Origin of the sequence: Paenibacillus aurantius (assembly GCF_032268605.1) — a bacterium.
GTDB classification, from domain to species: Bacteria; Bacillota; Bacilli; order Paenibacillales; family NBRC-103111; genus Paenibacillus_AO; species Paenibacillus_AO aurantius.
The window spans coordinates 1,123,294-1,139,641 of sequence record NZ_CP130318.1 but is presented as its reverse complement, the minus strand read 5'-3'; the positions used below and the strand labels follow the sequence as shown (position 1 = coordinate 1,139,641).

General features: G+C 56.3%; 15 protein-coding genes. 3 read left to right on the top strand and 12 right to left on the bottom strand.

Features of this window, described 5'->3' with window-relative positions; genetic code table 11:
- Positions 1-9: 9 nt before the first annotated feature.
- Entirely contained in the window at positions 10-906 is an 897-nt protein-coding gene (locus MJA45_RS05590; RefSeq protein WP_315606283.1) for a helix-turn-helix domain-containing protein, read from the top strand.
- 158 nt (positions 907-1,064) lie between these two features.
- Here the strand turns inward: MJA45_RS05590 and MJA45_RS05585 are convergent, their stop codons facing one another.
- From MJA45_RS05585 to MJA45_RS05575, 3 genes are all read right to left on the bottom strand, one after another.
- Positions 1,065-2,114: an NAD(P)-dependent alcohol dehydrogenase gene (locus MJA45_RS05585; RefSeq protein WP_315606282.1), complete on the bottom strand. Its 1,050-nt coding sequence runs from the start codon at positions 2,112-2,114 to the stop codon at positions 1,065-1,067.
- Between the two features lie 146 nt (positions 2,115-2,260).
- Entirely contained in the window at positions 2,261-2,764 is a 504-nt protein-coding gene (locus tag MJA45_RS05580; RefSeq protein ID WP_315606281.1) for a cyclophilin-like fold protein, read from the bottom strand.
- A 79-nt stretch (positions 2,765-2,843) separates the two neighbouring features.
- Positions 2,844-4,013: an MFS transporter gene (locus MJA45_RS05575; protein ID WP_315606280.1), complete on the bottom strand. Its 1,170-nt coding sequence runs from the start codon at positions 4,011-4,013 to the stop codon at positions 2,844-2,846.
- Positions 4,014-4,215: 202 nt separating this feature from the next.
- Here MJA45_RS05575 and MJA45_RS05570 point away from each other — a divergent pair, with 202 nt between their 5' ends.
- On the top strand, positions 4,216-4,761 hold the full coding sequence (locus MJA45_RS05570; protein ID WP_315607943.1) for a TetR/AcrR family transcriptional regulator: 546 nt from the start codon (positions 4,216-4,218) through the stop codon (positions 4,759-4,761).
- A gap of 112 nt (positions 4,762-4,873) precedes the next feature.
- Here the strand turns inward: MJA45_RS05570 and MJA45_RS05565 are convergent, their stop codons facing one another.
- From MJA45_RS05565 to MJA45_RS05555, 3 genes are all read right to left on the bottom strand, one after another.
- Positions 4,874-6,457, bottom strand: coding sequence for a peptide chain release factor 3 (locus tag MJA45_RS05565; protein ID WP_315606279.1), 1,584 nt, complete (start codon positions 6,455-6,457; stop codon positions 4,874-4,876).
- A gap of 52 nt (positions 6,458-6,509) precedes the next feature.
- Complete coding sequence (locus MJA45_RS05560) at positions 6,510-7,571, bottom strand: metallophosphoesterase family protein (RefSeq protein ID WP_315606278.1); 1,062 nt, start codon at positions 7,569-7,571, stop codon at positions 6,510-6,512.
- 184 nt (positions 7,572-7,755) lie between these two features.
- Positions 7,756-8,664 (bottom strand): ArsR/SmtB family transcription factor, encoded by a 909-nt coding sequence (locus tag MJA45_RS05555; protein ID WP_315606277.1) that lies wholly within the window; start codon positions 8,662-8,664, stop codon positions 7,756-7,758.
- Positions 8,665-8,855: 191 nt separating this feature from the next.
- Here MJA45_RS05555 and arfA point away from each other — a divergent pair, with 191 nt between their 5' ends.
- Positions 8,856-10,373, top strand: coding sequence for an arabinosylfuranosidase ArfA (gene arfA, locus MJA45_RS05550; protein ID WP_315606276.1), 1,518 nt, complete (start codon positions 8,856-8,858; stop codon positions 10,371-10,373).
- Between the two features lie 110 nt (positions 10,374-10,483).
- On the opposite strand, the gene MJA45_RS05545 is transcribed toward arfA, so the two are convergent.
- The 6 genes from MJA45_RS05545 to zwf form a co-directional block, all read right to left on the bottom strand.
- Positions 10,484-11,620, bottom strand: a complete 1,137-nt coding sequence (locus MJA45_RS05545) for a zinc-dependent alcohol dehydrogenase (protein WP_315606275.1) — start codon at positions 11,618-11,620, stop codon at positions 10,484-10,486.
- 164 nt (positions 11,621-11,784) lie between these two features.
- On the bottom strand, positions 11,785-13,452 hold the full coding sequence (locus tag MJA45_RS05540; RefSeq protein WP_315606274.1) for a b(o/a)3-type cytochrome-c oxidase subunit 1: 1,668 nt from the start codon (positions 13,450-13,452) through the stop codon (positions 11,785-11,787).
- 91 nt (positions 13,453-13,543) lie between these two features.
- Positions 13,544-14,020, bottom strand: a complete 477-nt coding sequence (locus tag MJA45_RS05535) for a cytochrome c oxidase subunit II (RefSeq protein WP_315606273.1) — start codon at positions 14,018-14,020, stop codon at positions 13,544-13,546.
- Between the two features lie 35 nt (positions 14,021-14,055).
- Positions 14,056-14,424: a hypothetical protein gene (locus tag MJA45_RS28615; RefSeq protein WP_407083107.1), complete on the bottom strand. Its 369-nt coding sequence runs from the start codon at positions 14,422-14,424 to the stop codon at positions 14,056-14,058.
- A gap of 14 nt (positions 14,425-14,438) precedes the next feature.
- Positions 14,439-14,669 (bottom strand): hypothetical protein, encoded by a 231-nt coding sequence (locus tag MJA45_RS05525; RefSeq protein WP_315606272.1) that lies wholly within the window; start codon positions 14,667-14,669, stop codon positions 14,439-14,441.
- Positions 14,670-14,764: 95 nt separating this feature from the next.
- The gene (zwf, locus tag MJA45_RS05520) at positions 14,765-16,321 is read right to left on the bottom strand and encodes a glucose-6-phosphate dehydrogenase (protein ID WP_315606271.1); all 1,557 of its coding nucleotides are present in this window, start codon (positions 16,319-16,321) and stop codon (positions 14,765-14,767) included.
- Positions 16,322-16,348: the final 27 nt, after the last annotated feature.

Below are 16,348 nucleotides of genomic sequence, written 5' to 3'. Positions count from 1 at the left end.
AATGGGATTATGTACAAGGACGCCTGCCGGAATGCCTCTCTCGTGTTGAATGTGGAAGCACTCACCCTGCCGGGAAACGGAGTCTCGTTTCAGGTGCATTACTGGGGGGCCCAGCCTGCGCATTACGATAACCCGGTCCATCGTCATTCCTTCTTCGAGGTGTGCTATGTTCTAGAAGGAACGGGGGCTTACCTCGACGACGGGGAATGGTTCGAGCTGCGGCCCGGTACCCTTTTCTGCTCGCGCCCGGGCATTTGGCACCAGATCCGAAGCCAAGAGGGCCTGCTGCTGCTGTTTACGGCGTTTGAGGCCGATTCTTCTCCTCTCTCCCCTGAGGAGAAGGAACGCTTCCGCAAGCTGGGGCAGACCGAAAAGCGGGTGGTCCACGATGCGGAAGAGTCCGTATCCGCCCTGATCTGGCGCTCCCTTCACCTGAGGGCGGCCCGGGCGGTGCCGAATGACGGGCTGGTCCGGTCGCTCGCCTACTCGCTTCTCGCCTCGCTGCCCGACCTTTTTCTCGGCAAGGAAGCGGTCCCTGATATCCGTCTCCAGGCCAAGAAGCTGCCTTCGGTACAGCTCCATCAGGCGAAGCTGTTTATTATGGACAACCTTTCCCGGCCTCTGCACCTCGAAGCGGTGGCGGACTACCTGCACCTCTCCTCCCGCCACTTGTCGCGGCTCTTCTCGGAGGAAACGGGCCTGACCTTCACCGCCTACGTCAACCGGGAGCGGATATCCCGCGCCGTGGGCCTGCTGAAGACGACCACACACACCATCAAGGAGGTGGCGCAGTTTACCGGCTTTGAGACCGTCCATTATTTCACCCGGGTGTTCACCGCGGAGATGGGCATCCCGCCCGCCCGATTCCGCCGGGAACAGCTGGAACGCGGTCCGGACAACGGGTAGCCGGTCAGGGCAGCCCGGCCTTCGGGTTCTTGTGTCACAACAAACGGCAGCCTTGTCGGCTGCCGTTTTCCGCGTGATATATCCTGCTTTCTCTGCTGATTTATTCAGTACCGACCTAAGGAAAGAAGCACACCATAGGCGTGCCCCTTCCTTTGCTGCTATTCCTTATTCATCGTGCTGATGTCGATTACAAACCGATATCGCACGTCGGAAGCCAATACACGCTCCCATGCTTCATCAATCTGATTGGCGGAAATAACCTCGATCTCAGGAGCAATGTGGTGTTCCGCACAAAAATCCAGCATCTCCTGCGTTTCGCGGATTCCCCCGATCATCGATCCGGCAAAGGACCGGCGGTGACCGATCAGGGAGAATACATTAACGGACAACGGCTCCGCCGGTGCGCCGACATTGACGAGCGTGCCGTCCAGCGCCAGCAGTGAAAGGTAGGCATTCATATCGACTTTCGCGCTGACCGTATTGACGATCAGGTCGAACGAACCGGCCAGTTTCTTGAACGTTTCCGGATCGCTCGTGGCATAATAATGATCGGCGCCAAGCTTCAGCCCGTCCTCTTTCTTCTTCAGGGATTGAGACAGAACCGTCACCTCCGCCCCCATGGCATGCGCCAGCTTCACCGCCATATGTCCCAGTCCGCCAAGTCCCACGACCGCTACCTTCTTGCCGGGAGCAGCTTCCCAATGGCGCAGCGGCGAATACGTCGTAATGCCGGCGCACAGCAGCGGGGCGGCGGCGTCAAGCGGAAGCCCGTCCGGAATTCGAACCACAAAATCTTCCGTTACGACGATATGAGTAGAATAACCGCCCTGTGTGTATTGCCCGTAACGGTCGGTTGCGGCATAGGTGCCTGTATTTCCTTCCAGGCAGTACTGCTCCTCTCCATTGTGGCAGTTCACGCACTCCCCGCAGGAGTCGACCATGCAGCCAACCCCCACCCGGTCGCCAACGGCATACTTGGTGACGTCCGAACCGACCTGGGCGACAAGGCCCGCGATCTCGTGACCCGGAACGAGCGGGTACTGGACCGGTCCCCATTCGCCGCGGGCCGTGTGAATGTCGGAGTGGCAGATCCCGGCGTATTTTATCTCTATTAGAACATCGTGCGGCTGAAGGTCCCTGCGCTCAATAGTCGTGAGCTTGAACGGACCATCTGGGCTGAATACAGCGCGTGCATTAGCATTAATCATGGTATAAGTTCCTCCACTTCATGATGGTATAAATAATTCCTGATTAATCAACACCTGTTTATTATAAAGGAAACAAGGATGGTTTCAATGGTTAAAAAACCGCCATTCGTTGTTTATTAAACAAATTAATAAAGATTGATTTATTATTAATCTATTTTTTGAATAGTCACCGTAAAATCACCTTTCGTATCTTGAAGCTTTTTTGTGAATTCTTCCAGTCCGGATTCGATCTTCCCTAATTTGACAAGTCCGCTCGAATAACTCCAGTCTTTATAATACAGGTTCACATCTTTCCAAGGAGCGTAATAGCCCAAATCTCCAACCTCCGGATCGCTTCCTGGTGGCGCATCTTCTGTAGATAATTCTTTTTCCAGGATGGTCAGTTTTTCGAAGCCGCCAAACTCCTTAAAGGTTAGCGTTAACGGGAGCCTGGACAGAAAGTCGCGGCTTGTCGGATTATCATACATTTTCACAATGAATTCATCAGGATTCATTATTAATTTTATCCTTACCTCTTTCGCGCTCTGATTATCTGGGTTCGAAGAAGCAGAAGGTTGGTTGGCTTGGAAGCTGGACTCCTCTTTTCCCCCGCAAGCCGCAAGGGAAGCGACCATCACCAAAGCGAGAAGCAGATCTAATCCCTTTATCATTCGGTTGGTATCCCCCTATGCCATTCATCGATTATTCCACAAACCTATATCTGTTGTTCAGTATCTTATACAAAGTTATTTACCCCGGAAGTTTTCGAGTAGGGGCGAATCTATCCTTTCGGAGGGTAAGGACGGCAAAACTCAATAGGATAGATAGGAAGCCTGCAATTACGACATAGGATGTACCCATTCCCGTTATAAAGAACCCACCTGCCGCTGCACCTAAGGTTGTTCCTACGTTGGTGGACGATAAAAATAACCCATTAGCGAAATCCGGTGCCTCCGGAGCGGCGGACGTCATTAAATATTGATTCAGATTCCCCCCCATACCGGCTAAAATTCCCCAAATCAGCGTAATGACCACCATAGGCTGGCTAAACGGTCCCAATAAAAATAACGCGAGGTAAACGCCACCCAAGGCAAAAGGAAAAGATCCTACCCATTTAATGGCATGCTTCGTAAGCAGCTTTCCTGCCAATACGTTTCCCACCATATTAGCGCCGCCGTATAGGAATAATAGGAAACTAATGGGATTCGGAGACATATGCGTTACCGCCTTCAGATACTCCGCAAAATAACTATAAACGCCAAATACAGCGGAGTTTAACAATAGGACAGCCGCTGCAGAAATCCAAGTGATGGGTTTCTTTACGATGGACAATTGAGCCCCGTAAGAAAGTCTTCCCTCAACAGGCATAGAAGGGACAAAGAGCAAGGTGGCAAGGAAGACCATGCCGTTTACAACAGCAAAGAATATCATCGCCATTTGTAAAGAAAAAGCACTCGCCATAAAACTCGCGATGGGTACACCGACTACCATACCGGCGGAAACCCCAATAAAGACCTTTGAAACGGCCTTGGGAGCTTCTTCCTCGGTAACCGAGTTAGCGGCTACGGTAAAGGCCAGCGAGCAATAAACCGGATGAAAGAAGGCGGGAATAACACGGGCAAGCAGGGCAACCGTGAAGGTAGGCGCCCATACGGAAACAACGTTCCCTGCAACGAAAACACCAAGTACGAGCAACATCACCTTCTTCCGGTTGATCCCCGAAAACAATAACGGCATTGTAGGACCAGACACGGCTACTCCTATGGCAAAAAGACTCACCAACCATCCTGCTTGTGAAATACTGACATCAAAGTGTTCCGCAAGGGAGGGCAAGATTCCGATCACCCCCATTTCGGTATTTAAGATGCCGAACACGCCCAGGGTTAAGATGAAAATCAACAAATGCTTTTGGTTAGTCAATAGAAACACCTCGATTTAAAGATTTGCGGCATCGGGAAGTTAGACAAGAAACGGATAAACGAAATCTATTGCTTAATCAACTTACGTCTATTATTATAGAGAAGAGATCCGAATGTTCAATGGTTAAAAAACCGGGTTTTGTTGATAGATCAACAAAACGAAGGAAGATGTTTATTATTTAGAAAGTCAGGTGGAATTTTCGATGGCCAAGGTGGACCGACGCATTCTTAAGACACAGGAATCCTTGAAAAAAGCGGTCATTGAGCTGATGACCGAAAAAAACTTCGATGACATTACCATTCAGGAAATCGCTGACCGGGCAAACGTAAACAGGGGAACCATCTATCTTCATTACCAGGACAAATTCGATTTGTTGGATAAATTGATCGAAGCCCATATTCAAGAAATTAGGGAAATGGGGGAATGGGCTTGCAAGCTGGATTGGAGCCATGCCCTTGAACCTTTCTTTGAATACTTCGCGAAAAATTACTTGTTCTTTTCGACCATGCTTGCGAGCAAAGGAGCGCCTTCCTTCCGCACCCGGCTGCTGGAATTTATTATGGAAGGTTTTAAAGGGGAAATGGACAATGAGGGTGGAAGAAACGAGGAGTTATATGAGGACGTTCTGCTGCAATACGCCGGAAATGCTTATGTAGGGGTAATCGAATGGTGGATCCGGAACGAGATGCCTTATCCCCCTCAGACCATGGCGAAACAAGCCGGGACTCTGTTGGGAAGAACTTTATAGGTTGGAAAAGCAAAAGTGTCCCGCCTAATGGCCGGGACACTTTTGTCTTTGTATAGAGGAATCAACATCTGCAAGGACCGGAGAAAATGTCCTCCGGGGCCTGCTCCCCCACTTAGGGAGCGGTCTCCAGAAACTTCGCCGTCGGGTTCTTCTCCATCGAGGTGCGAAGGGCATACTCATTCTCGAACAGGGCCACGTAGTTGTCCTTCTTGTCCTTCACGAGCTGCGAGTTGACGCGGAATTTACTCGGGTCGATCTTGTCGTCGACAATCCAGCGGGCGAACTGATAATTCGTCCTGTGCAGCTGGATTTCCACGCCGTATTCCGCCCGCATCCGGTGCTCGAGCACCTCGAACTGCAGCTGCCCGACCACGCCGAGAATCGTATCCTCGAAGCCGATCGTACGGAACACTTGGATCGTGCCCTCCTCCGTCAGCTGGTCGATGCCCTTCTGGTACTGTTTATGCTTCAGCGCGTTCTTGACCGTTACCTTCGAGAACAGCTCCGGCGAGAAGGTCGGCAGCTCGTCGAACTCCAGCTCCCGGCCTTGGGCGAGCGTGTCGCCGATGCGGAAGATCCCCGGGTCGAACAGCCCGATGATGTCGCCCGGATACGCGTTCTCGACGATGTCGCGGTCTTGGGCGAGAAACTGCTGCGGCTGCGACAGCTTGATCTCCTTGCCGACCCGCACGTGCTTCACCGCCATGCCGCGCTCGAATTTGCCCGACACGATGCGCAGGAACGCGATCCGGTCGCGGTGAGCCGGGTTCATGTTCGCCTGGATCTTGAAAACGTAGCCGCTGAACTTCGGCTCCGTCGGCTCGATCGGTCCCGCCGAGCTGTTGCGCGGCTCCGGCTTCGGCGCCATCTGCAGGAAGTTGTCGAGGAACGTCTGCACCCCGAAGTTGTTGATGGCGCTGCCGAAGAAGACCGGGGTCAGCTCGCCGCGCAGCACCTTCTCCATGTCGAGCGGGTCGCCCGCCACGTCGAGAAGCTCCAGGTCCTCGCACAGCTTCTTGTGAAGGAACTCACCGGCGATTTCCTTCACCAGCGGGTCCTCATAGCCGTCCACCTTGCGGACGCTGATGTTCGTATGCTCATCGCCCTGGAACAGCTCCACCTGCGTTTGCGCCCGGTCGTACACGCCGTTAAACTGCTTGCCCGAGCCGATCGGCCAGTTCATCGGGTACGAGCGGATGCCGAGCACTTCTTCGAGCTCCTCTAGCAGCTCGAACGGGTCGCGGCCCTCGCGGTCCATTTTGTTGATGAAGGTAAAAATCGGGATCCCCCGCTTGCTGCAGACCTGGAAAAGCTTCTTTGTCTGCGCCTCGACCCCTTTGGCCGAGTCAATCAGCATGACGGCACTGTCCGCCGCGGTCAGCGTGCGGTAGGTGTCTTCCGAGAAGTCCTGGTGACCGGGCGTGTCGAGAATGTTGACCCGGCAGCCCTCGTAATCGAACTGCATCACGCTGGACGTAACCGATATCCCGCGCTGCTTCTCGATCTCCATCCAGTCGGAGGTGGCGTGCTTGCTGGCCTTGCGGCCTTTAACCGTACCCGCGAGGCGGATGGCTCCCCCGAACAGGAGCAGCTTCTCCGTCAGCGTCGTTTTCCCCGCATCGGGGTGGGAAATGATGGCGAAGGTGCGTCTTTTATCAACTTCGCTTTGAAGCTCTTTCTCTATGGAGGTAGACATGAAGGTAATTCCTTTCGTTATTCAGAATCTTGGGAAGAGTTGCGGAAAGCGGCTACGCCTTTCGGAGCGCCACCTTCCATTCGGAGCCTGCAATCCAGGAACGGGAGGTGAACTCCCTGGCGCGGACGACGACCTTATCTTCAAAAACCTGGACGTACAGCCCCTGGGCTTCGTTCTCGCGGTCGTTCTGGAATTGCCGGTTCAGCACCCGTCCGACGGACGAGTTCTGGAACCAATGGAAGCTTTCTTTTACATAGTGAGGCTGGCCGTTCTTGAAATCCTGATGGGTATGGCCGGAGAACACGAAGACATTCGGGTGCCCCTTCAGAATGGCGCGGAACCGCTTCGCCGGAATGACCCGGTGCGCCCCTCCGTCACTGCCGGCTTCGGGCAGCGGCTGATGAATCATAACGAACACCGGACGCCCTTTCTCCTGCCCGGCAAGCTTAGCCTCGAGCCACTTCAGCTGCTCCTCCGAATACCAGCAGCCCTCGCTGACCTCCGGCTTCTCCTGAACGTAAGCCTCCTGTGACATCATGAGGAACGTGAACCCGTTCACTTGTCCTTCGCTGTAAGGCTTCTCCACCTCGAAAAATTGCTGGAAAGCCCGGCGCGAGCCTTCGTCCGTCTTGCCGTTCGGCATCGTCTCCCGGCTGAAATTATCCGATTTGTCCATCCAGATATTATAGTAATCGTGGTTCCCCATGTTCGCGTAAACCGGAGGAAGCTTGTATTTCTTCATTACTCCGGCGAGCTCCTTGTAATCCCGGTCCCGCCCGTAATCCGTCTGATCTCCGGTCATAATGACCGCTTCGACCCGCGTTTCGAATGCCTTAAGGTCATCGAAGGCATGGCGGAGATGCTGCGCCCGTTCCGGCAGATCGGGATTGATATGAAGATCGCTCAATATCGCAAAAGACAGCAGAGCCCCGCCCGTCTCCGCAGCCCCAATGAAGGCCTGCCGACCGGGGGATGGCTCTGCCGTCGCGGCGGCTGCCACACTCTCGCCTTCCGGGGCGGTAACCGGCCGGGCGAATCTCCATAATCCCGTTAAGCCGATCGCCCCGGCCGCTGCCGTTCCCAGCAGCCAGCGCAAAAAAGCGCGTCTGTCCATAGCACCCTTCCTTCACTCTATGCCTATAGGGAAACCCGAACCGACCGAGCCGCATGATGACTTACAATGGTACCCCTCCGTTACAGGGCCCTCTCTCCCTTATCGGAATAGGCTTCCGGGTAAAGGGTCGATGGCCGTATATCCTTCTATTATAGCCTTTTTCCCGCCTGCTGCACACCACTCCCTACCGTTCCCGGTAAAAAACCTTAAGCCCGATGTCCCGGCCGTAATTGCCGAATCCCCGGCCGAACAGGGTGAGCCCTCCCACATGCCTGGCGTTCGGCTTCACCTCGAACCTCAGCGTCCACTGCTTAAGGCCGGGCTCAAGCTCGGCGATCTTCACCTTGGACAGCTCCTCTCCGTCGAGAAAGGTTCCCTCGTTCGTCACCCGGAGAATTTTGAGGAAGCCGTATTGATTAATGTTGGCCGGCCACCATTCCGGCGTGCAGGCTCCCCGCTGTCCTCCGAAGTCTCCCGGGCTTGTCCACGTGCCGATCTCCTTCCCGTTGATGGAGAAGGTGATGTCCGAAGGCCACTGCTCGTTAATGCCCGGCGCTTCGGAGCCGAGCTCGAAGGACAGCTCCAGTTCCTCGGGAAGCTGGCTCGCCAGCAAATAATTCGGAATCTTGTATTCGACGAAGCCCTGGCCGAACCAGAGAATGCCGGCGTTGACTCTTTCCGGCTCATAGAAATAACGGGGATCGTCGAACTGGCCGATCATCTTGGCCGTCGTTGCCAATCCGCATGTCGGCCGGATGTCGAAGTCGGTATAATGGCCGACGGGAACCGTCGCCTCCACGAACGGCCTTTCGAGCCCGCGCCCAGCCGGGAAAGCCACCTCCAGCCGGTTCACGGCGAGCCGGCAAACCTTCTGGTTGCCTCCGCCGGACCTTCTCGGTTCCGCCACGATCAAGCCGGCCTGCTCCAGCTTCCGGACGTGCATGGACATGATCGCACTGCTTAAGCCCAGGCTCTCCGCCAATTCCTTGACGTTGTGCTCCTTAACCGAGAGCAGCTCGATCATTCTAAGCCGGACCCGGCTCGCCAGCGCTTCGTATACCGGAAGCCATTCCTCCGCTGCGGTAATCTTCATCCGTCTGTCTCCCTCTCTTCCATTCGTTAACCTATATATTAATTACTTGCGTGGGCTTAAGCAAGCCGGGTTTATTTATTAGTCGCAAGTCCAGAAAGAACTTGAAAAATTTTAGGATGGAGTTATAATCTAAATATTAATATCTTTACTATTTAATTAATATTTATATTAATTTATTAGGAGGACTTATCATGACGCTAACCGGTAAAGCCACCCTGACCGTGGACAAATCTTTCCGACTTGGGGAAATTGACAACCGCTTGTACGGCTCGTTTATCGAGCATCTGGGACGGGCGGTTTACGGCGGAATTTACGAGCCCGGTCATGCGGCCGCGGATGAAAGCGGTTTTAGGAAGGATGTCATCGATCTCGTGAACGAGCTCCAGGTTCCGATCGTCCGTTACCCGGGAGGGAATTTCGTCTCCGGCTACAATTGGGAGGACGGGGTAGGCCCTAGGGAGCAGCGCAAGAAGCGGCTCGACCTCGCCTGGAAAACGCTCGAGACGAACGCGGTCGGCACGAACGAATTCGCTGACTGGTGCCGCAAGGTGAACGCCGAGGTGATGATGGCGGTTAACCTGGGCACCCGCGGTCCCGACGAGGCCCGCAATCTGGTGGAATACTGCAACCATCCCTCCGGCACCTACTGGAGCGACCTGCGGATCTCCCACGGCTACGAGAAGCCGCACGGCATCCGTACCTGGTGCCTTGGCAACGAGATGGACGGCCCCTGGCAGATCGGCAGCAAGACGGCCGAGGAATACGGCCGCATAGCCTGCGAAACGGCCAAGGTGATGAAATGGGTCGATCCGACGATCGAGCTCGTCGCCTGCGGGAGCTCCAGCCGGTCCATGAAGACCTTCCCCGAGTGGGAAGCGACGGTCCTGGACCACACGTACGAACACGTTGAGTATATTTCCCTCCATACCTATTACGGGAACCGGGACAACGACACCCCGAACTTCGTCGCCCGCTCTCTCGACATGGACAGCTTCATCCGTACTGTCATCTCCACCTGCGACTATATCAAGGCCAAGAAACGCAGCAAGAAAACGATCAACCTGTCCTTCGACGAATGGAACGTGTGGTTTCACTCGAATGACCAGGACAAGAAGATCGCTCCATGGACGGAAGCGCCTCCTCTCCTGGAAGACGAGTATACCTTCGAGGACGCCATCCTTGTCGGCTGCATGCTGATCACGATGATCAATCATGCCGACCGCCTGAAGATGGCCTGCATCGCCCAGCTGGTCAATGTCATCGCCCCGATTATGACCGCAAACGGCGGCGAGGCCTGGAGGCAGACGATCTTCTTCCCGTACCGGGACGCCTCCGTCTACGGCCGGGGAGTCGCGCTGCAGCCAATCGTCTCCTCGCCTAAATACGATTCCAAGGATTTTACCGATGTTCCCTACCTGGAGTCGGCCGTCGTCTACAACGAGGAAGCCGGGGAGCTCACGCTATTCGCCGTCAACCGCAGCCTGGATGGAAAGCTTCCTCTCGAAGCCGATCTGCGGAGCTTCGGCGGGCTGAAGGTCATCGAACACCTGGTTTACGAAAACCAAGATCCGAAAGCGGCCAATACCCGGGAGAATCCGGACAACGCGATTCCCCATCAAGGCGGCAATGCTTCCGTGGACGGCGGCCGCCTGACCGCCGAGCTGCCTGCCTTCTCCTGGAACGTCATCCGGCTGTCGGTCGTTCAGTAAAGCCCAGCCCAGAATGCGAAAAAGCTGTGAGTCCTGCCTTCGGGCAGACTCACAGCTTTTTTAATTGGCTTTTGGTTAACCATCAGCCGGATAGGTTCCTCGCAAATGTCTTAAGGCTTCAGAACAACCTTAATGCAGTCCTCCTGCTTGTCGTCGAACACTTGATACGCATGAGCCGCTTCCCCGATCGGCAGGCGGTGTGTGATGATGTCCGTCGGGTCGATCTGCCCGTTCTTGATCTGGTTGTACAGCTCGGGCATGTAATGGATAACCGGGGCCTGTCCGGACTTCAGCGTAATGTTGCGCTCAAACAGACGGCCGAGCGGAAACATGTTGTATTTCAGGCCGTACACCCCGATCAGCTGGATGGTGCCGAACTTGCGGACGACGTCCACCGCCAGGTCAATGGCGCTTAAGGAGCCTCCTTGAAGCTTCAGCTTCGTCTGCACCTTCTCCATGACCGACTTCTTGGCATCCATCCCCACGCAGTCAATGACCACGTCGGCTCCACCGCCGGTAATTTCCTTCAAATGGCCTTCGATCCCCTTCTGCTCCTCAAAGTTAAAGATCTCTACGTTATTGGTCCGCTTCGCGTGCTCCAGCCGGTAGCCCACATGATCGACGGCGATGACGCGTCTTGCTCCCTTCTGCCAGGCGAACTTCTGCGTCAGCAGGCCCACCGGCCCGCAGCCGAGCACGATCACGGTATCCCCCGGCTTAACGCCGGCATTCTCTACGCCCCAGTAAGCGGTTGGCAGAATGTCGGAAAGAAAGAGAAGCTTCTCATCCTCCATCTCGGCATCCTCCGGCACGACGAACGGCATGAAGTTGCCGTAAGGCACGCGCAGGAGCTCGGCTTGACCGCCCGGCCAGCCTCCGTAACTGTCGGAGTAGCCCAGGTACCCGCCCGTGTCCTTCGTATCGTTGGCGTGGTCGCACTGGCTCTCCATCTCATGCCGGCAGAAGAAGCATTGGCCGCAGGAAACGTTGAACGGGATGACGACACGGTCTCCCTTTTGGACCCGGGTCACGTCCGGCCCGACATCCTCAACGATGCCCATCGGCTCGTGGCCGATGACATAATCGCCGTGCATGCCGGGGATCTCGCCGTGATAAATATGCAGGTCCGATCCGCAGATCGCTGTGGTGGTCACCCGGACAATGATATCATCCTTCTTCTCGATCCGGGGATCCGCCACATTTTTGACTTCAATCGATTGAGTTCCTTGGTAGGTAACAGCTTTCATCATCTTGCCCCTTTCCGTGCTTAAACTGGAGTGCGCCGCCTGAAGGACGAGGACTCCCTAACCTCTTACCCAAACGAAGGGGTAACGAAAAAACCGTTCCGGGCAGGAACGGTTTATGCGGGGTGGCGGGGAACCTTTTTATCGCGGCAAAGCGGTTTCCTGCCCTACCACGTCTTGTAGCCCGTCGATCCGGGACCGCCCCCTTGGATCATCTCCATGACGGGAATGGTGTAAGCGATCAGGATGAGCACCACCGTGATGCCGAGCCACAGGCTCCACCGTTCCAGAATGCGCGGAGTGGCCGCTTCCGGCTCCATCGGCTCGCCGATCGGATAATCCGTATGGCCCTTTGGGGCCTTGAGGAGAGCCAAGAGGTTATAAATCATGAGGAGCACGGCGGCAAAAAGAATCATGCCTCCGATCGCCATCGCCACGTGGTAAGGCATCCACAGAACGGCGTCCGGGTGGTTGTCATAGGTCGTGTACGCCGTGCGCCGGGGGGACCCGAGCAGCCCGACCGTATGCATCGACCCCGACATGAAGAACATTCCCACGCACCAGAGGATCGTCTGAATAAGCCCCAGCTTGTTAATCCGCGGCGTCAGCACCCGGTTCGTCACGACGGGAAGGAGCCAATAGGCGATTCCAAAAAAGGTTAGGGCTACACTCGTCGCCACCGTCAGATGGAAATGCCCCGTCACCCAGAGGGTGTTGTGAACGACGGCATCCATCTGGTTGCTCGCATTGATCAGCCCGCCGGCGCCTGCCGGGATGAAGACGAGCATGCCCATGAACGGGGCAAAGAAGCGGACGTCCTTCCAGGGAAGCGTTTTGACCCAGCCGAACAAGCCTGTGGCTCCCTTGGCCCGGCCGCTCAGCTCAAAGGTAGCGAAGAGCGAGAACGCCGTCATGAGCGACGGAACGACGACCATAAAGGTGAGGATGACCTGGAGAAACTTCCATTCGGATGAGATGCCGGGCTCCATAAGCTGGTGATGGAAACCGACCGGGATCGAGAACAGAAACAGCAGGAGAAACGACAAGCGGGCCAGCGCGTCGCTGTAGATCCGCCCCCCGATGAGCTTCGGGATGATGACGTACCAGCAAATATAGGTCGGCAGCAGCCAGAAGTAGACGAGCGGATGGCCGAAGTACCAGAACAGCGTGCGGCTTAAGAGAACATTGACCGTCTCCACCCAGCCGAACGACCACGGAATGAGTTGGAGCAGCACCTCCGCCGCGACGCCGAGGGTCGCTACCTGCCACAGCAGCATGGTGATGACGGCCATGAAAGCGAACAAGGGAGTGAGCTTGCCCGAATGGGTTTTCTTCCAATAGCGGTACTGGTAAAAGACGCCCCAGCCGCTGATCCAGCTGCCCACGACGACGAACACGAGGGCGACATAGAAGTAAGGGGAAGCCTTCATCGGAGCATAGAAGGTGTACAGGACCGTCGCCTTGTTAAGCAGGATCAGGATGGTGCCGAGCACCGTTCCGAACGCCATCAGGCCGAAGCCGGCCCAGGCTCCTCTGCGGACAACGGACAGCAGGCTGCCGCCCGTCGTGTGCGACAGGCCGGAGTACAGGAAGCCGATGATGAAGAAGGTGGTGAAAATAAGCGCCATCAGCACCCCGTGGGCGGTCAGAAGCTGGTAATAGCCGATGCCCGCCGGCAGCGTCAGCACCCCTCCCCTGACCATCCCTTGAAGGACGCCGGCGATTCCTCCCAAGAGAAGTGCCCCGAAGGCGAACAGGATGTGGGCCAGCACCAGCCCGCCGTCACGGCGGTCGAAGGGCTTGGCGGAAGCATTTTGCGGTTGAATAGGATCCATGGTGGATACCCCGTTTCTTAGGCGCCGGACGTAAGCCCGGCTTATTTCGTCTGCCGGCTGCGGGAGGCAGCCCGGCCGGATAAAAAGTCCGTTACTTCACGACGATAACCGTCTTCATCCATTCGTGGGCCGCGCCGCAGTACTCGTTGCAAAGCACCAGGTACTCGCCCGGCTTCGTGAAGGTGTAGGTCGCATGGTTGATCTCTCCGGGCAGGATCATCATGTTGACGTTAGTCCCCGGAATTTCGAAGCCATGAACGACATCCGAGCTCGTGATCGTAAAATGAACCGTGGACCCTGCCGGAACCTCCATCCGGTTCGGGGAATACCCGAAGGTGAAGGCCGTCATGACCGCCTCGTACTCGTGATCTCCCGTCTGGCGGAGGCCCGGCTTGTCAAAGGGAGCGGTTGTCTTCACTTGGGCCGGATCGATCTTGTGATCGTGGGCGTGGCTCGTCGGCGGCGCCATGCCCATGGCGAAGGCGGACACTCCGATCACAAGCAGGAAGACGGCCAGCATGGCCATGCCGAACGCGAGCCAAATTTTTTCCAATCGGTGAATGTGCATGGGATTCCCTCTTTTCTAAATGCTGGTTGGCGTTCTTAGTTCCGGTAGAGGAACAGCAGGAAGACAAGCACCCACGAGGCGGCTAGGAACCCGCCCAGCAGAAGCACGGCGGCAAAGGTTCCTTTCAGCGCAGGCTCCTGCGGAGGGGAGGAGGCAGGCTCCACGAGTGATGCGTGGTTGTCGGCCGCCAGAGAGGCTTGGCCGCCGGCCGTCAGGGGAACTTGCCGTTCCGTCCGCTCCCTTCCGGGCTTCCCCGATCCGGATAACTCCGGTCTTCCCTTCATCTGCTTGGGTTCCCCCGCCGAAACCCCTACTTCCGAACTCCCCTGTTCCTCATGAGATGCGGCAGCTTTCTCCGGAGCCTGCCTGGATTGGTGAGTCTGCGTCTTTTGCGGTGCAGCCATCGCCGTAACCTCCTTTATCGTTTGCGCGTTCTTGATCTGCCTTCAGTGTAGAGCAGAAGAACGGAATCCTCTGTGAAAAAAGTCACAAGATCAAGCCCAAAAAGAAAAAGCCCATCGGCGCTGGTAAGGGCTTCTTCTAGGCGGATCGTCATACGGGGCACGAACAGCTCCTTCCCTGCCGGGCCATCGGTCGAGCCCACAACAAAAAAACGGCCCTCTTGTGGAAGAGGACCGTTCTCGTTCATTTTTTAAATTCGCTATAAGGGAAAGCCTTAGGGTCCACCCTAGCCTCAAGGGAAATGCCCCTATTGTTACGGTGCCCCGCCCCTTCCCTTCCCGCTTACTCGGTCCGGTTCGTCACCCAGACGACCTCGCCTTCCTCTTGGCCGTTGATCGGCCACCAATGAAAGCCGTCCCGTTCAAGCAGCTCGTGAGACTCCTTCGGCCCCCACGAGCCGGCCGGATAGAGCCGCAGGTCATCAGCCCCTTCGTTCCAGGCGGCCTTGATCCGGTCGACATACTGCCAGGCCAAGGCCACCTCGTCCCAGCGGGTGAAGTGCGTGGAATCGCCGCGGACCGCGTCGAACAGCAGCCGCTCGTAGGCCTCCGGCGTGTTGATGCCGACCTGGCAGCTCTGGCAGAAATCCATCGCCACCGGGATGATGGTCTCGTCCGATCCCGGCTCCTTGGCGTTGATCTTCAGGTAGATCCCTTCCAGAGGGTGCACCCGGAAGACCAGCAGATTCGGCTGAAGCCGTTTGTTTTTGGCCAGGTAGACGTTGTCCGGAATGCTCTTGAACTCCACGACCACCTCGGTGGTCTTGACCGGGAGCCGCTTGCCCGTCCGGATATAGAACGGAACGCCCGCCCAGCGGAAGTTATCCACGAACACCTTCGCGGCAAAATACGTCTCCGTCACCGAATCGGGGTTCACGGAATCCTCCGAGCGGTAGCCCGGCTTCTCCTGCCCTTTCACCGTGCCGGCCGTATATTGGCCCCGGACTACATTCTGGCTGACTTCCTCGGAGGTCGAGAAGCCCCGAAGCGAGCGGAGAACCTTAACCTTCTCGTCACGGATGTCTTCCGGATGCAGCCGGCTCGGCGCTTCCATCGCCATCATGGTGACCATCTGCAGCATGTGGTTCTGGGCCATGTCCCGCAGCGCCCCGGAATGGTCGTAATAGCCGCCGCGGTCCTCCACACCCACCGTCTCGCTCAGCGTGATCTGGATGTTGGCGATGTATTTGTTGTTCCACAGCGGCTCGAAGAGCGTGTTGGCAAAGCGTACCACGTTGATGTTCTGCACCATTTCCTTGCCCAGGTAATGGTCGATGCGGTAAATTTCCTTCTCCGTGAACACGCTCTGAAGCTCCGCGTTCAGCTTCTCGGCCGAAGGCAGATCGAAGCCAAACGGCTTCTCGATCACCAACCGGTGCCAGCCGGAGCACTCGAGCACCCCGCCCTCGAGGAGATTCTGGGCCACACTGCCGAACAGATCCGGAGCAAGGGCCAAATAGAACAAGCGGTTGCCCGCGATGCCGAACTGCCCTTCCAGCCGGGACGCCGTCTCACTGAGCCGGCGGAAGCCGTCGACATTGTGAATGTCGAGCGGCATGTATTCGAAGTGTTCGGCAAACCGGATCCACTCCGGATCATCCGCACCCGCTTTGTGGCGGGCAAATTCCTGAATCGACTGAAACACGTCGTCGCGGAACTGTTCGTTGGTGCGCGGGCGCCTCGCCAGTCCGACTACGGCAAACTTGTCGGACAGCTTCCCTTCGCGGTACATGCTGTATATGGCTGGGTAGAGCTTGCGGCTCGCCAGGTCACCGGTCGCCCCGAACAGGAAGATGACCACACCCTGCTCGCGTACGCCGTCCATTCTCATTTCGCTCATTGTCATCATTCTTTCTGTATGTATTTG

Bases quoted from the DNA above. Each gene is read 5' to 3' on its own strand.
- MJA45_RS05590 (WP_315606283.1), top strand. From the start codon at position 10: ATGTACAAGGACGCCTGCCGGAATGCCTCTCTCGTGTTGAATGTGGAA.
- MJA45_RS05585 (WP_315606282.1), bottom strand. From the start codon at position 2,114: ATGATTAATGCTAATGCACGCGCTGTATTCAGCCCAGATGGTCCGTTC.
- MJA45_RS05580 (WP_315606281.1), bottom strand. From the start codon at position 2,764: ATGATAAAGGGATTAGATCTGCTTCTCGCTTTGGTGATGGTCGCTTCC.
- MJA45_RS05570 (WP_315607943.1), top strand. From the start codon at position 4,216: ATGGCCAAGGTGGACCGACGCATTCTTAAGACACAGGAATCCTTGAAA.
- MJA45_RS05565 (WP_315606279.1), bottom strand. From the start codon at position 6,457: ATGTCTACCTCCATAGAGAAAGAGCTTCAAAGCGAAGTTGATAAAAGA.
- MJA45_RS05560 (WP_315606278.1), bottom strand. From the start codon at position 7,571: ATGGACAGACGCGCTTTTTTGCGCTGGCTGCTGGGAACGGCAGCGGCC.
- MJA45_RS05555 (WP_315606277.1), bottom strand. From the start codon at position 8,664: ATGAAGATTACCGCAGCGGAGGAATGGCTTCCGGTATACGAAGCGCTG.
- arfA (WP_315606276.1), top strand. From the start codon at position 8,856: ATGACGCTAACCGGTAAAGCCACCCTGACCGTGGACAAATCTTTCCGA.
- MJA45_RS05545 (WP_315606275.1), bottom strand. From the start codon at position 11,620: ATGAAAGCTGTTACCTACCAAGGAACTCAATCGATTGAAGTCAAAAAT.
- MJA45_RS05540 (WP_315606274.1), bottom strand. From the start codon at position 13,452: ATGGATCCTATTCAACCGCAAAATGCTTCCGCCAAGCCCTTCGACCGC.
- MJA45_RS05535 (WP_315606273.1), bottom strand. From the start codon at position 14,020: ATGCACATTCACCGATTGGAAAAAATTTGGCTCGCGTTCGGCATGGCC.
- MJA45_RS28615 (WP_407083107.1), bottom strand. From the start codon at position 14,424: ATGGCTGCACCGCAAAAGACGCAGACTCACCAATCCAGGCAGGCTCCG.
- MJA45_RS05525 (WP_315606272.1), bottom strand. From the start codon at position 14,669: ATGAACGAGAACGGTCCTCTTCCACAAGAGGGCCGTTTTTTTGTTGTG.
- zwf (WP_315606271.1), bottom strand. From the start codon at position 16,321: ATGAGCGAAATGAGAATGGACGGCGTACGCGAGCAGGGTGTGGTCATC.